14 protein-coding genes and 1 tRNA gene are annotated in these 15,537 nt (G+C 51.9%); 11 read left to right on the top strand and 4 right to left on the bottom strand.

Annotated features, from left to right (window positions below; translation table 11 throughout):
* The first annotated feature begins 140 nt into the window (after window positions 1-140).
* From AACY08_RS04410 to AACY08_RS04360, 11 genes are all read left to right on the top strand, one after another.
* Window positions 141-217, top strand: a tRNA-Met gene (locus AACY08_RS04410).
* 166 nt (window positions 218-383) lie between these two features.
* A complete protein-coding gene (locus AACY08_RS04405) occupies window positions 384-1,625 on the top strand; it encodes a tyrosine-type recombinase/integrase (protein WP_339468318.1) in 1,242 nt (413 codons plus the stop codon).
* A gap of 246 nt (window positions 1,626-1,871) precedes the next feature.
* Window positions 1,872-2,816 carry a hypothetical protein gene (locus tag AACY08_RS04400; protein ID WP_339468316.1) on the top strand — a complete coding sequence of 315 codons (945 nt, stop codon included), beginning with the start codon at window positions 1,872-1,874 and terminating at the stop codon, window positions 2,814-2,816.
* A gap of 80 nt (window positions 2,817-2,896) precedes the next feature.
* The gene (locus AACY08_RS04395) at window positions 2,897-3,151 is read left to right on the top strand and encodes a helix-turn-helix transcriptional regulator (protein ID WP_026078127.1); all 255 of its coding nucleotides are present in this window, start codon (window positions 2,897-2,899) and stop codon (window positions 3,149-3,151) included.
* Entirely contained in the window at window positions 3,148-3,453 is a 306-nt protein-coding gene (locus tag AACY08_RS04390) for a hypothetical protein (protein ID WP_106805475.1), read from the top strand. Before AACY08_RS04395 ends, AACY08_RS04390 begins: the two co-directional genes overlap by 4 nt.
* A gap of 530 nt (window positions 3,454-3,983) precedes the next feature.
* On the top strand, window positions 3,984-4,268 hold the full coding sequence (locus AACY08_RS04385) for a hypothetical protein (RefSeq protein ID WP_339468315.1): 285 nt from the start codon (window positions 3,984-3,986) through the stop codon (window positions 4,266-4,268).
* Window positions 4,265-4,537 (top strand): DUF3077 domain-containing protein, encoded by a 273-nt coding sequence (locus tag AACY08_RS04380; protein WP_339468314.1) that lies wholly within the window; start codon window positions 4,265-4,267, stop codon window positions 4,535-4,537. The genes AACY08_RS04385 and AACY08_RS04380 overlap by 4 nt, the downstream gene beginning before the upstream one ends.
* On the top strand, window positions 4,534-7,422 hold the full coding sequence (locus AACY08_RS04375) for a DUF927 domain-containing protein (protein ID WP_339468313.1): 2,889 nt from the start codon (window positions 4,534-4,536) through the stop codon (window positions 7,420-7,422). The genes AACY08_RS04380 and AACY08_RS04375 overlap by 4 nt, the downstream gene beginning before the upstream one ends.
* A gap of 99 nt (window positions 7,423-7,521) precedes the next feature.
* A complete protein-coding gene (locus AACY08_RS04370) occupies window positions 7,522-8,364 on the top strand; it encodes a chromosome segregation protein SMC (RefSeq protein ID WP_339468312.1) in 843 nt (280 codons plus the stop codon).
* 93 nt (window positions 8,365-8,457) lie between these two features.
* A complete protein-coding gene (locus tag AACY08_RS04365; RefSeq protein WP_445262017.1) occupies window positions 8,458-8,637 on the top strand; it encodes a hypothetical protein in 180 nt (59 codons plus the stop codon).
* Window positions 8,638-8,821: 184 nt separating this feature from the next.
* Window positions 8,822-9,811 (top strand): hypothetical protein, encoded by a 990-nt coding sequence (locus AACY08_RS04360; RefSeq protein WP_177132762.1) that lies wholly within the window; start codon window positions 8,822-8,824, stop codon window positions 9,809-9,811.
* Between the two features lie 231 nt (window positions 9,812-10,042).
* Here AACY08_RS04360 and AACY08_RS04355 read toward each other — a convergent pair whose 3' ends face one another.
* The 4 genes from AACY08_RS04355 to AACY08_RS04340 all read right to left on the bottom strand — a co-directional run bounded on the left by AACY08_RS04355 (window position 10,043) and on the right by AACY08_RS04340 (window position 15,072).
* Window positions 10,043-10,720, bottom strand: a complete 678-nt coding sequence (locus AACY08_RS04355; RefSeq protein WP_177132760.1) for an HNH endonuclease — start codon at window positions 10,718-10,720, stop codon at window positions 10,043-10,045.
* Between the two features lie 4 nt (window positions 10,721-10,724).
* Window positions 10,725-11,915 carry an AAA family ATPase gene (locus AACY08_RS04350; protein ID WP_339468306.1) on the bottom strand — a complete coding sequence of 397 codons (1,191 nt, stop codon included), beginning with the start codon at window positions 11,913-11,915 and terminating at the stop codon, window positions 10,725-10,727.
* Between the two features lie 384 nt (window positions 11,916-12,299).
* Window positions 12,300-12,659: a hypothetical protein gene (locus tag AACY08_RS04345; protein WP_339468304.1), complete on the bottom strand. Its 360-nt coding sequence runs from the start codon at window positions 12,657-12,659 to the stop codon at window positions 12,300-12,302.
* A 199-nt stretch (window positions 12,660-12,858) separates the two neighbouring features.
* The gene (locus AACY08_RS04340) at window positions 12,859-15,072 is read right to left on the bottom strand and encodes a tetratricopeptide repeat protein (protein WP_339468302.1); all 2,214 of its coding nucleotides are present in this window, start codon (window positions 15,070-15,072) and stop codon (window positions 12,859-12,861) included.
* Between the last annotated feature and the right edge of the window lie 465 nt (window positions 15,073-15,537).

The raw sequence follows: 15,537 nt of genomic DNA, 5'->3' as shown, positions 1-15,537 counted from the left end.
TTTTTGGTACTCGACAGGGTGAATCACGAACCACTCGTCGCCAGATCCGGTGATTTCGCTTAAACAGTTGAAAGCGTAGATAAAAATTCAAAATAAATGCTTGACGCATTTCCGTTCTACGCGAATAATGCGCGCCACTTGGCTACATAGCTCAGTTGGTTAGAGCATAGCATTCATAATGCTGGGGTCCGGGGTTCAAGTCCCTGTGTAGCCACCAAGTACCGATCCATAGATGTCTACAGCAGTCTATGAATCACCTCAAGAAGCCCGCCTAGTGCGGGCTTTCTTGTTTCTGGCTGTTCACCTCTATCTACCCCTATCCTTCCCCACCGTGTATGCCCACGTGTATGCTTCATAAATAATTGAACTGAAGGCATACAAGGATGAAACGCACAGATATTAAGCGGCGCCCTCTCGCTGACACTACGCTTTCCAGCCTGGAGCCTGAGGCCGGGGCATACCGCGAGCTAGACAGCCCAGGGCTGTATTTCAGGGTCAAGCCGAACGGCCAAAAGTCTTGGGAGTTACGCTACAAGAAGCCAGACGGCAAATGGTCGTGGCTTGGCCTCGGCGGCTATCCGGAAGTGGGCGGTGCTTTCGCTCGCCTGAAAGCGGCTGATCTACGCGCAGACGCATCGGAAGGTAAGAACCCGATCACATCCAAGAAAGCTCGCCAAGCCGCCGAGATCGATGCAGCCAACGATACCTTTGAAGCATTGGCAAGGGAGTGGCACACGTCTCGCCTGAGCGGCTGGGATGCTGGTACGGCCAAAAGGATACTTGGCGCACTCGAACGCCATGTATTCCCCTCACTCGGTAAACGCCCCTACACCTCTATCATGTCGATGGAGTGGATGGAGCTATTGAGAGGGCTTGAGCGTCAGGGGATTCTGGAGCAGATGAGCCGTGTGAGGGCCTACTGTAAAGATATCTATGACCTGGCTCGCGTAACAGGCAGAGCCGTCAACAACCCGTTGGAGGGTGTGCATAAATTTCTGTCCTCGGGAAAAGCAGAGAACTACGCCCACGTCTCCCCCGATGAGCTTCCGGGGTTACTTCGAGCGATACGCTCCTACCCCCACGCCAAAGATGTTCAGCTCGGCCTGAGGCTGTTGACCCTGATGGCTGTACGCCCCAGCGAACTCCGAGAGGCACAATGGGTAGAGTTCGATTTCGACAAAAGACTGTGGACCGTTCCAGTCGAGCGCAAGGGTCGCAAGAAAGGTCGTGAGCACCTGGTGCCACTCTGCACTCAAGCAGTGGAAGCACTGATAGAGCTTCGGCAACTAACCGGCGCTTACCCACTCCTGTTTCCAGGTCGAAGCGACCGCACCAAACCCCGAAGTGATACCGTTTTCCTTATGGCACTCCGGCGCCTTGGTTACGAAGGCCGCCAGACAGGTCATGGCTTCCGCCACATCGCCAGCACAATCCTCAACGAGCATGGCTATCCTGCTGACCATATCGAGGCCCAACTCAGCCACAAGGCACAAGGTGTTCGAGGGATTTACAACAAGGCTCAGTACCTTGAGCAGCGCACACAGATGATGCAATGGTACGCCGACCATCTCGATTCCCTAGAGACAGGAAATGTGGTGCAAGGTCAATTTGGGAAGGTTGTATGAAGTTGTTAACCCTACACCCCCTCAAAAATCGTGTTACGGGTGTTACGCGTGTTACACCAACCAATAACCCATTGTATTTATTGAATATATTTAGCGTTACACGCACTGCAAAGCTTCTGAGCGCCACGTGTTACATCGAGCAGTCGTGTTACAGAAAAGCCACACCCGCAACCCTGCTGGCATCGGCGTTTGCGTTTGCGAATCGCTGTAACGGCCTATCGCCTTCGGGGCGGCGGGGAGATCTAAATGGACTTTGAGCAGGACATCGATGCAGAAGAGCTTGAGCTCGAAATCGCAGGCTTCGATGTAACGTGCCTGGTGTGGGATCAAGACGACGTTGAGGCAGCCGTTCGCAGTCTTGCGCTGTTTCCGCAGTTCAAAGAACACTTCAAAGGTGCCTTCGATCTGATCAACACCACCACATCGTTCTGGCTTGAGGAGGGTTCCTACTCCCCAGGTGCAGAGTTGATTACACGAACCCTTTACTCCCGACGTGATGCCATCTACGACCATGCCGACTCTGCGGAAGCAGGCTCATTGCCAAGCGTGATTCGAGGGCTCCTTAGGGTCAGCTGTTCCGCAGAAGATTCACAGCTCGTGGCTACCTACGCCCTGGTACTTGGAACACAGGCCGTTGAGATGCTCGCAAATTGGCTATTCGACCTTGAACTCGCGACCTACGACATTGATGCAGACCTGATAGAGCAACTGAGACATGACTCACCCCGCCAGTACCTTGCCCTGATCAAAAAGGAGCGGGATCGCAGCAGCGGGAATGAGATCAGGGCACGAGAAGAATTCGCGACGTTACTAGGCGAGGCGAATCAAGCGCTGCTGATGGCGAGTCTTTATCGCCAGGTGGAGCAGATGGATGTGTTCAAAAAAGGCTTCAACACATCAAGCCTGATGCATCGAATTCTCGACGACGCTTTCTCGACAAAGGCGACGAAGCGGGGCCAGGAAGCAGGCAACGGGAACCGCAATCCAGACTCAGCAATACAGATGTCCGCGATGGATAGGCGAGCAAAAATTAAAGCAGCCGCAGAGCAAATCATTAGCGGCCGGAAAAGTGAAAAGCGCAGTCTCACCGATGCTGAACTGACCAATCTGCTTTTCGACCAAGCGGGCAACGGCACTAAAAAAACCATTCGAGAACACTTGATCGCTCTGGGCCTTAGACCTCTGAAATAAAAGGGAGCAGACACAGTCCACTCCCCCTCCCCTGCGTAGCGTATGACCCGTTGTCTCAATTAACAAAGGGTTAGCTCGCTATGACTACCGTATTAAAAGCAATTCCCTCGCATGATCCCTCAATGACCCTCATCCGCATGCCCGAGGTCATTTCAATCGTAGGGCTCGCACGCCCGACTATCTACAAGCTGATGCGTCAACCTGAAAGCGGATTCCCGTTGCCGGTAAAGCTGAGCAACAGCAATGCCCGAAGCGCTCCGGTTGCGTGGGTATTGGGGGAAGTTCAGGCATGGACACGGGCACGCATCGCAGCCCGCGATCAGGTGGCAGCATGAAAAGTCGTGTTGCCAACAGGGCAATCTTGCAGCCCTTTTCTGTACTCAGAAAAGTCGGGTTCTCATCACGCGGCATGCAGCGTTTTGAGCGTTACCGCACAGAGCAAAAACGCCTGAATCGGGACGTCATGGTGATGCGATGGAGAGATGGCATCTGGTGCGCATTGTCGGTTCCCTGCCAAGCCCCTCAAGCAATCATCGTCGACGAAGGCCAACAAATCGACGCCTACGAGGATGCACGCGCCTGCCTCGAAGGCGACCTGTTGCCTTTTGTCTCCCTACGCTGGGACATCCATGCCTGAAACGAAAACGCCCCCGGCGGCAACCGGAGGCGTTGAGGTAAATCTACATGCCTGATCAATTTATGCCGCATCGAAAAAATCCGCAAGTGATCTGCACAGTTGCACTTTCAAAAAACGGGCGTTACTCTCTGGCCGTCGCTGCAAATTCAGCGAACGGGTTTGGCGACCCGAGCACATACAGGCGCACAGGCGCCCCCATACCGATTGCAGGCGCTTTTTTTGTGCCCGCATTCCTGCTTTATGGCGGCTGTGCGTGGGAGACCTTCGGGTCTGCCGGGGTCCTGTATGCCCGGTTCGCCAACCCGCGCACAGCTGCCACCCTAATTCGTTTGGCGACGATCAGTGGCAGCTCCTCACATACAGGAGCTTCACCAAATGCACGCCCTCAATCCGTCCAAAATTCGCGCCGCCGCTCATCGAGCAATGGCTCTCGCCGCTTTACACGCCAACTCCAGCCTCGCTACACGCCTTTCCCGTTACAACGCCCATATGTCCAAGGCTCGCGCCCTGGAAGCCGCAGGGGGTGCCCAATGAGCATGCTCCCAGGCTTTTCACTGCCCGAGGACCTGCTCTGCGTCAGCCAGGAAGCCGAAGCAGGTATTCCCATCGATGCCATCACCTGCGCCCTCGACCGTGCCGATTCAGTTCTGATGCTGCTGGAAGATCACTTAGACGGCGATAAACCCGCGCTCTCTAACCGCGTGCTGTCATCCGTCATTTGGGACGTGCGCGGCACCTTGGGCTTGATCAAAACACTCGCCTTGTACGGTGACGCCTCCTCTGTGCCAATGGGCCAGAAAGGCGGTGCCCTGTGAACACTGCCACGACTCTCGGGCGTGCCGAATTATCATGTGCCAATGCCACCCATCAGAAACTATTCCGGGTGAATGCAGGCGTGCCGCTTGAGGATGCGCTTGAAGCAATTTCACTGTTTCAGCACTACGCCAATCAACTGACCCTTGATGCCGCCATGAGTGACAAAGGCGAGCGGTTTAGTTGGCCGGCGTTCTACCTGGGCGAGATGGCTAAAGCGCTGATCGATGACGTGAACGATGCACTGTGTGCAGCGAGTACAGCGCCGTGACCCAACGCATCGGCAACACCTCAAAACGTCCCAGCTTTGCCGACGTGAAAAGCGTCGCTCTTAAGAACATAGACCGTGTGCTTGCTCACTGGCTGCCAAACGGCAAACGCGTCGACGGCGGCAAGGAATACACCGCACCAAACCCGACGCGCACGGACAAACGCGCGGGCTCACTCAAGGTCAATTTGAGCAAAGGCACCTGGGCGGATTTTGCCACCGGCGATAAGGGCGGTGACCTGATCGACCTGGTGCGCTACATCGACGGAGGCACGGACGTTGAGGCGTGCAAAAAGCTGGCGGATCTGCTCAATGTTACCGCTGGCTCTGCGACTGCCAAAAGCGCACCGACGAAAAGCGCAGTGCCTGAGTGGGTCGCGATTCAGCCGATCCCGGCCGAGGCCATGAACAAGTGCCCGGCCAAACATCGGCAACACGGCACCCCTTCCAAGGTATGGATCTATCGCGATGCTCAGAGCCAGCCAGTCATGGCGCTGTATCGCTTCGACTTGGGCCCCGATGAAGACGGCAAACCACGAAAGGTCTTTGCGCCGTTGACCTGGTGCAAGCGCTCCGATGGGCAAACCACACAATGGCGCTGGCAAGGCTTACCGGAACCTCGGCCATTGCTGCGCCTGGATGAGCTGGTACAGCGTGCAGATGCGCCTGTGGTGTTGTGTGAAGGCGAAAAGGCCGCGGACGCCGCTGCTGAACTGATGCCGGACTATGTAGCCACCTGCTGGCCGAACGGCTCGAATTCCTGGCACAAGGCCGATCTGATGCCGCTCAAAGGGCGCACCGTAGTGCTGTGGCCGGATAACGACGCCAGCGGTAAGACTTGCATGGAGGCTATCGAGCTCAAGTTGATTGAGCTGGGCGTCGCTTCGGTGCAACGAATCTCGCTCGACGTGTTCAAGCTCAAGCCCAGCAGCAAAGGTGGCAAGCCTACGCTGATCAAGGGTGGAAAATGGGCAGACGGCGATGACGCAGCGGATGCGTTAGCCAAAGGCTGGACCGCTGGTCACGTCGCCGAGCTGGAGCGCAGCGGTGAGTTTTTCGGCGGTGCCGCTGAGCCAACTGAACCCCAAGAACAGACGGCCAAGGCGCCCGCCAAACGCCCCGCGAAATCGAAAAATGATCTGTTGCCGGGCGGCTTTCGCCTGACGCCTGAAGGGGTGTTTTATTCCGGCGATGATGGCGAGGCGCGTCCCGTGTGTTCGCCTTTGGAAATCATCGCTCGCACTCGCGACGACAAGGGTCACAACTGGGGCTTGTTGGTCGAGTTCGATGACCCGGACGGCGCCAAAAAGCGCTGGAACATTCCAGCCCGAACCATGACCGGCGACTTCGGCAAGGACGTACTTGGGCCACTGGTAGACATGGGCCTACGCCTCGCTGGAAGTCGGTCGGGGCGCAATGCCCGTAATGACCTGCAGAGCTATCTCGGCGGCTTCGATAGCGCCCAGCGCGCACGATTGGTGACGCGCCTGGGCTGGCACGACAACGCCTTCCTTTTGCCCGAACAGCAAATCGGCTCGCACGCCGAACACCTGCATTTTTATGAAGCCGGTGCGCAGCTTCCACCAATCAGCGAAGCGGGCACCCTGGAGCAATGGCAGCAGCAAATCGGCGCGCTATGCGTTGGTAACCATCGCTTGGCGTTTGTCGTCTCTGTGGCCTTTGCAGGGCCTTTGCTAAACCTGCTGGGGCATGAGTCAGGCGGCTTCCACCTGTATGGCGACAGCTCCGGGGGCAAGACCACTCACCTGCAAGTCGCTGCATCGGTTTATGGCGGGCCGCGTCTGGTGCGTTCATGGCGCTCGACAGATAACGCCTTGGAATCCATCGCAGCCGCCCATTCAGACGGGCTACTGGTGCTGGATGAAATTGGCATGTGTGACCCGCGCATTATTGGCGAGACGGTTTACATGCTCGGTAACGGCACCGGTAAGGCCCGGGCTAATGATCGAGGACAAGCGGGCCGACAGGTGCAAGAGTGGCGCTTGCTGTTTCTCTCGACCGGGGAGAAGACGTTGGCGCAGCACATGGCGGATGCCAACAAGGAGCTGAAAGCGGGTATGGAGGTGCGCATGCTCGCCGTCCCAGCCGACGCGAGCAAAGGTCTCGGCATGTTTGATGTACTGAACGGTTTTGAAGACGCAGCCGCCCTCTCCGATGCGCTCAAAGCCCGTGTAGCCAAATACTACGGCACACCCCTCGCCGCCTTCCTGAACGCGCTGTGCGCGCCTGGAGAAAAGCTCAGATGGTCGGTGATCATTCGCCGCACGGTGGAGCAGTTCATCACCCAAAACCTACCTGCATCGGCCAGTGGGCAAGCCCAACGTGCAGCCCTTCGCTTTGGCCTCGCAGCAGCGGCCGGAGAGTTGGCCACCGCCTTTGGCGTCACCGGTTGGCCTGATGGTACGGCCACGACTGCTGCGCGGGTTTGCCTGCATGCATGGCTGGCTGAGCGTGGCGGCGCCGGAAACTTCGAGGGCGATGCGATTTTGGCGCGGCTGAGACAGGTCATCGAGCGCTTTGGAGAAAGTCGCTTTACCCGCTGGGAATCTGCCGCCGCCAAGATCGATGAGCACGGCCCACGCACGATTGATCGGCTGGGCTTTCGCAAGACGATGGAACACGGCATGGGTGATGCCCTGCACACCACCAACACCTACTACGTGCTGCCGGAAGCCTGGAGGGCCGAGATCTTCAAGGGCATGAATATCAGTGCGGTGAACAAGGAGCTGCTGCAACGGGGTGTACTCGAGCCGGGAGCCGACGGAAAGGCGTACAGCTTGATTCGCCTGCCCGGGTTAGGGCCTCAACGCTGCTATGTGGTGAAGACAGTTCCCGGAACGGATGAAGGCGAGGCCAAGGCCGCTTGACGGCATGCCTGCTGATCGAGGTAGCGCCGGCTGATTACCGGCCTCGCCAGCCGTTCGACAACCATCCCTATCAACCGCAACACCGCAGAGACAATACAGATGAACACTATCCAAGAAATGAAAGACCGTCGCGAAAATCTGACCATCGAAATGGAGAGTATTCAGCGCGACCTACCGCCGTTGGAAGAAGCACTCGATAGTCCAGAGGTAATCCAACAGGACCGCCAGAGAGCCGTTCAGGATGAAATCAATGATCACAACAGTCGCATCAGCTCACTAAAGCTCCAGATCCACATATTGAATAAAAAGATCCATCGTCTCGAGGCGCTGGCCAACCGTGAAAGTTTGACTGCGGGCTACATCAGCGCCATGGCGACCTGGAAAGCCGACGAGATAGAACTCAACGAAAAGCGCAACACCATCGAGATCCGACTACAGCAGGTCCGTCAGAGCGATCAGGAAGACATGGCAAAAGCTCGACAAGCTGAAACGGACGCGGCCACTGCTTACGCACAGGCTGTCGCCTGGGGCGATGTGGAGGGAGAGAACGCCGCTAACGCGGAAGCTCAAAAAGCAGCAAAAAACCTCACGACTGCGGTTGAGCATCACCGCCGCCAACAACTACTCATCACCGCGCTGGAGCAAGAGCTGGTGACGATTGATCAGCACATTACGGAGGCCCGAAAAGAATACGCAAAGGTGGAAAACGACGCGTCATACCTGGCTAACCTCGTGCTGGAAGAAAAGTGGAATGAAGCGGCAAAAGCGCTGGTGGAGACCGGCGGCAAGCTCTGGGCTGCACGAAAGCTAATTAAACGGGACCAAGTTGCACTCATGGACTTGGACGTACCAGAACAGGGCGAAAACGTCAGAAGCTGGACCTGGCGAGAACTCGCAGATCGATCACACCAACATAGCCTGCTTGACCTGTTGGCAGCCTAACTTGAACCCTCCCCGAAGCAACCGGCGAAGGCCGGTTGCTTCGGGCCTACCATCGGTCTAACCATGAATAAACCACCACAGAACAGCGCTCAGATGCCAGATTACCTAAAAGCCCGTAAGCTGCATTTAAACGGGATAATCGTCGGCATGGCTGGGGTGAAAAAGCTCAACGCAAGAGCAAACAAAAACACCAAGGTTGAGACGCTCACGATTGATGCAATCAAGGCAGAGCTTGATTTCATTGACGTCCAACTCAAAAGAAAGGGAGGGTGATGAAGAAGCGGAAGCCTAAGGAGCTTCCGCCTCGCTAGATCCTTCCATTATAAAAAGGCTTCATATTTTTCTGGCTTCGGTCTGTGGCGGCTGCGAATTTATAACCGCTTCCGACCACTATCAGCCGATCAGCAATTATTCTTGATAGGATTCCCCCAGAGCTGCTAACCACTGGGGATGATGAGTGACTGAATTAAAGCTTAGAGACTTGTTACGACCGCCCGATAAGGCTGATCGCTATTGGTTTCAGCAACGAGGAAGAACCTTTGAGCGTGTGCTCACGCAGCTCCTATCACGCGAGAACATGGAGCCTCGTTCAAGTATGCGCCCGAGTGGCGAGGAAATTGACGGCTCGTTTGCAATAGGGGATCGTTTCTTCCTGTTAGAAGCAAAATGGCACGCCACCCCCATTCCGGCGTCAGCCCTTTATGCCTTCAAGGGCAAGGTGGATGGCAAGCTCATAGGCACGATCGGCGCATTTCTTTCCATGTCTGACTACAGCGCTGAAGCTGTAGACGCCTTGCTCTATGGTAAAGAGCTGAACCTAATCCTCTTCGGTCGAGAAGACCTCCTCCTGATCGACGACGGGAAGATCACCATGCGCGAGGCCATGCGCGTGAAGCTGCGTTATGCGGTCGATTATGGGCAGCCCTTCTTCGCGTTGGAAACTCACCTGGCAGAGAGAGCAAGGCTAGGGCTGGAGACTTCCACACCTAAGCTTCAGCAAGAATGGATCATCTTGGTCGAAAGCGTAGAAGATGTTCGTACAATCGAAGAATTGCTGAGACGTTTTGAGACCTCTGCCAAGATCACAATCTTTCCCGCTGGCGGTCAACTCTCCGTCGCGCCCCTTGCACAGCACCTGAGAAGAACAGGGAACAAGAATCTGGCAGCCATCGTTACACCTATCTCAGACTCCGAAAGCCAGCAAAAGCACCTTCAGGAGCTTAAAGACAGCGACGTAGAACTGATCAGTTTGCACGAGCCCTTGGAAGATTGGCTTGGTAACTACGTTCCAACCGATGTCTACAACGCCACCATAATGTTGTCCAATGGCAATGGAAAAATGGCGCGGCGATATGCGCGCAGTACAGAATTAGCTGGACTGCTTAACGCAACACCGTCATTTTCTGCTCTAATCGACAAGCTAGAAGCTCACCCCAATCCTTCATGACTGGCAGCAATCGGCCAAAAGCTGTCACTCAGACGCATAGCGAAAGTAGGAGAGACTTAGAGCCTTGAAACCATAAATCTCTCTCTGACAGCTTGCTTAATGATATCCGGAATATGCTGGGTGAGTCATTTCGGCGCGAGAGCAATGCCCTCGGAATTCACGGACAATCTCCAACCGCTGACTGAACAAGTATAGCCAGCCAAGCGGCCATCTTATTTCTGATAACTCAAACTAGAAAGGAAACTGTACAATTTCATCCCTTAATCTTTTCAAAGTCTTAGGAAATCGCTTAAGATGGGCTCGAGAAAAAGAAACAAACTTAGCACTAGGTCGAACTTTAAACTTAATCATTTCCCCTTGATATGCGCGAGCTTCTGGATCCTCCTCGGAATTTTCGAAGTTCATTACGTGCATATTAAGCTCGAGAAGCTGAAGAGCGATACTTTTACGAAGAATGCTTGACTCTATCTTCTTCAGCACAGTAGTTCCGTTATATATATTTAAAAGCAGTTCCGCAGTCTTTATAGATTCCGCGCTCCCTTGCAAGTCATTGATCACCACGTCTTCAGATGGAAAAGAAGAAAAAACATAATCAAGCTTGCTTTCAATATCAGTATCAGTGACACAGTTTAAAATATCATCAAAGCCGCCCCCTTTTATGTTATTGCAATGCCCGCAAGCCCAAAACAGATTTTCCCACGAAAATTTTAGATCTAAGTTTTTTTTATGAGGCAAGAAGTGCTCAATGTTTATGAAGTGAGGGGAATCCTCACACAAATAGCACTTATTGTAAAAGTCGCTTTTCAGTTGTAGAATTACCGATGCAATTCGATACGTACCAGTTAATTTATTTTTTTCGGCTTGAAGCTCAGCTTCCGGGCCAGGCATTGTTTTAGGTAAATGTAACATATGATCACTCTATGTTATTTAGGGCTAACTTGATAGAACTCAGCTCAAGCGCTAACTCTGCGGATGCTTGAACTGAGAATTCAGACACCGTTAGCTTTGCGAGCAAATCATCAAGCCCGGCCTGAGCTCCTTGTTTATCCCCCGAAGTTAAAAGACCCTTAATACTCTCAACCTCCCTCTTAACATCGATTGAGTATTTATCTACTTGCATATACTCTTCCAGAATAGCCTCGTAGGAAAATGAGGAAAAGTCTTCATAGGTTTTCCCATCTTCGAGGTTCAGTATCTTAGTGTTCTTCAGGGAGGATATAATGAATGGAGAGTGGGTTGTAACAATAAACTGAAATTGTGGGAATGTTTTAACAAGAAAGGACAAGATTTTCTTTTGAAGTGATGCATGAAGATGCGTTTCTGGCTCGTCAATTAGAATCAAACCACCTACATTTTTCTTCCCATTGGCCGCTGCCTCAACACGCAGCAACAGCTCAGCGTATATACTAAGAATCGCTGACTGACCACTGGACAAGGAGTTGAAAGTATACTTTTTATTGCCATCAACAATTAAAAAACTTAATGCTTGCCTATCAAACTCCAAATTAAGCTCTCGATTCTCAAACACATCCCGCAATGCTTCCTTGAATGAATCAAACCAAACATCAATAATTTGTACTGATTCAATATCTCCATCATCACGAGCAAAAGCGCGTTGAGCTTTGAGGTTAACCAAATACTGCAAAATCATCGAGTTAACAACTGGCAGGTCGCCCGCAGCACTTGGCAGAGTCGAAGTTGTAATTGAAGAAGGAATGCTCGCCTCCAACGCACGACTTGCGGAAAAAAAGATACAAATTTCCTCATCACTTTTAAAGTCAAATCCTCCACCGTAAGCTAGGGATACTTTTCCATCCTTGAAATTTCTGTAAGTATTTAAGTTGGCCATCGTTTCAGGTGTAGAGTTATCCGCGTAAGCTTGTTCTGCTTTTCTCCTGGCAGACCGGAGCATGTGAATATTTCCGCCGGAAGATTTGATTGTACTTAACTCTTCCTGTATAGCCTTTAAAATCGAGGTTTTCCCACTTCCGTTGCGACCAGTAATTATTAGATGCGTTTTAGTTTCACCTAAAAAAACAGAAATGGGACTTACATTCTCTATAGCATCTACAGTGAATGATTTTATAAATGTAGAATCTGACACTTTAACTCCTTACCTTTCAAAACCAGATTAATAATTTGCTCGCCAGATAATGACACAACGGAGTTGCGCGTACCGACAGCTAAACGCGCAAACAGCTTTCCTGCATCGAGTCTGGATAAATTTTTTTGGCTATGCGCGATACTCATTTGAAATAGTAGTCACCGCTTTGGCCTTTTACTGCAAGTGATAGAGAGCAACTCAGGGTCGATGCGGCCAGTGGGCAGCCAACGCAACAATAGGGATTCGTCCCCCTCCCAACGTCATCATAGCCCGTAAGAATCAGAGGCCGCAGCTTACGTGATCAGCCTTTTACGGCCTACAGCGGCCTCGGTGATGCCCTAAATTTACCCTAACGTGATACCCGCCTAGCAGCATAGAAGTCGACTATGCCTCACTCCCGCCCAATTGATCACCAGGTGCGTTCTTAGCGGTAGAAGAGGCTAAGACGAACATGTCATCGAAATGATTCAAAAACGTTTCGGTTAAGTGTCCATGGTAGTAACCGAACACGACAATAGGCATAACGACACTCTTCGTACCAAGTATGTTAAACACTAAGGCTCCTTCAACAATACTTGGACGAAACCAAGCTTTGTTCGTCCAATCCTTAGCTACATGGGTGTAGTCACCATCTTTATCCCTAGCCCAAGTGGTGATCTTCCCCTTCGGCTCTACCTGGTCGATGCGCTTATTGAACGCTGCCAACAAAGCTTTTGGGTTGCCCGTATAAAAATGAACTGCCATTGGTCGCTATTCCTTGCTCGTGGTGAAAGCATTTTGATAGCACGCCAAGCACGCCAAATCAAGTACATCCGATTGTGTAGGGGTATGCAGCCGATTTCAAGGGATAGCCCGTAGTTGGCGACCTCACTCCCACCAAAGATCGACATACGTTTTGTAACCATTCACTGATACCGCCAGCGCAATATTATCGAAATGCAGATCAATTTTTCTCAGTTGCGACCCGAGGTCGCATATCAATAAAAACCTCATAAATGGTATTGGAAGCTCTCGACATATTAGATATCAACCCCTCTCCATTATTTTTTACTCGTGCGTCGAGAACCAAAAGATAGCCGATACTTGAGGAGCGGTTACTCATATAGTGTTGAATTTGATCTTCGCCCTCCGCAGCATAGGTACTTGAATATCCGCCGCCACACATCTTTAGCTCTACGATTACTGCTAGCCCCCCATCCATCTTCAAATAAACATCTAAACGACCGGCGCCGGTGTCTAACTCCTCAAAAATGGAAATCCGATCTAGAAAGCGTGCCTTCAAAAAAGTGTGAAATAAATCCTGCGCACGTTTTTCAGGATGCGACACCCACTTATGTTCACCTTTGATCTCGGGGCGCCGCCAAAACGTCATTCGCTTATCCCCGCTAATGAATCTTGAGAACTGGTCAAAAGCCTGCTGCAACTCCTCTTTAAGTATCGGTCCAACTTCCCCACCCCTTGACGTGATTGTGGGGAGTGTTGCACCTAAAGCAAGAGCTTTTTCACGACACTCTAAGATGGCAGCGCGGATAGGATTGTCGGAATCAACTATATTTAATGCCCGCATAAAGACCGAGAGGGCGCCATTAAAATCACCAGCTTCAAGTAACGACTTACCATAAGCCCATAAAATACCTGGGAGTTCTCCGTGCAAAGCGATTTGTTCTTTAGTAAAAATCGCCGCATCGCCCCAAGCCTCCTCATCCCATAGAACCTGCAGCAAGGTATCTCTCGCGTTGAGATTTAGAGGTTGGTCGGCCAGTATTTTTCTCAACATCAGCGCGGCACGATCAAGCCACCCTTCCTTTCGCAGCACTTGTACAATGGCAAACATAGCGGGGTGCTTTGCTTCTGGTCGAGCACCCTCATTAGTAAGTTTGACCAATACAGACTCCAACTTTCGTAGTCTAACGGTACCACTAAGATCTGGATCACAAACTGCTATAGCTACTCCACATACAGAGATAAGTTCCGGATCACCAAATTCATTGAGCGCTATACGAAGATCCTCAGCTTCATCGGCGTCATATTCACCGAACATTTTTTGGATCCTGCGAGCCAAGATATATCTCTCGACAGCTCCGCTTTTCTCCAAGCCGATAGCTTCTGAGTCCAACTCTTTTGAAAGTTTTACTTCTGAACAGTTATCCGCTAGCGCAGATGCGAGATTTAATGAGGCTATGAGGTCTTTCTCCGCTCCGGAGATACCTCTTATCAACCTCACTGCTTCAAGTGCCGCGTCTAACCCAGACCTAAAAGATCGTAGGTTAAGAAATTGCACAGCCAGAGAGTGAAATATTGAAGAGCGCAACGTGTCCTCCATAAGCCCATTTACTTCAATTAAATCCAGCATGTTATTTAATTGTTTAATGGCTCTGACAGGCCCTTCGAACTCTAATAACTTTGATAGGAGAAGCATGCTGGTTGCTGCATCACGCTTTTTACCTGCCTCGAGAAATGCATCAACGGATCGGCGGGCAGCCCGGACCGCCTCTGGGCTGGTTTTGGGGAGCGCGTTTGCTAAATTGCGGCAAATCCAGCCTCGATCAGCAGCGTAAATCTTGTGTTTCGAAAAAAGTAAACCTTTCCACATCCCTATTGCGGTTTCAATCTCGCCCCTTTTAAAACAAGCAAAAGCTACAACATTAGTAAAACTAACACTATCCTCAAATTTTTCGAAATCTGCTGCATCTAAAATTGCCTGCGCATCTATTTCGGCGTCATCGAACCTCTGAACATGTGCCGCCACTGCCATTCGGCAAGCTCGAACTTCCCTTCCTAGTTGCGACGGTAACTCCTGAACATTGATTCTTTGAAGCGCTTCAAATAGAGTTTGATGCAAAACCCCAAAAAAACCCAAGTTACTTCTCCCATCCAACACAGCGATGGCAGCTCCAAAGTTGTCACCAATATCAATTAAGCGGTTAACTTCAGCAGCCAGATTACTAGGCCCGCTTTGAAGAGCCTCTTGCACAGCTTGGCTAACGCGCTTTGCAATCTCCGCATCCAGAGGCACAACATCATGCATTGCCTGCTGTCGCCCCACCACTCGACCAGTGTCTAAATCAAGGACTGCGGTGACTTGAAAATCCCCGGCCGGCAAGTCCCTCACCAAATAACCGTCATCTTCATATTTAGAACGAAGTGCAGTTGACACCAAAGACAACCGCTCACCCAAGGGCAGATTCTTAGCAATGGACGCGCCTACCTTATTAGCCGTCGCGACGAGGTCTGGCGTAGCGGGCGAGTCCCCGGAGATGGTGAATTTTATAAGCCCTTCTGGATCCTCAGATAGCGAGACTATGGCAGCCGACAAGGGCTCGCCTACACCACTAACCGCGAATCGAATAGTAGGGAGCGGTCGTTCTTCTATAGTGATAGGGATAGTCATTTTTTGGAGTGGCCGTTGGACTTTCTTTGATCGTAGCCTTACCTTCAACATTAGTTAACAAAAATCGAGAGTTACGGCACTGCTGCGCAATGATGCGCTCTCCCTGTAGTGGTCTAATGAAACCGGACACCCATTTAGGCGAGAATGCTCGCCAGAACGAGGTGTCAGATGACCAAACAACGCCGTACCTTTTCCCCTGAATTCAAACGCGAGGCTGCCGACCTCGTTATC

The organism is Pseudomonas sp. EL_65y_Pfl1_R83 (genome assembly GCF_963970695.1).
Taxonomy (GTDB): Bacteria; Pseudomonadota; Gammaproteobacteria; order Pseudomonadales; family Pseudomonadaceae; genus Aquipseudomonas; species Aquipseudomonas tritici.
Note: the sequence above shows the minus strand (reverse complement) of the source record. Positions and strands in the feature narration are given on the sequence as shown.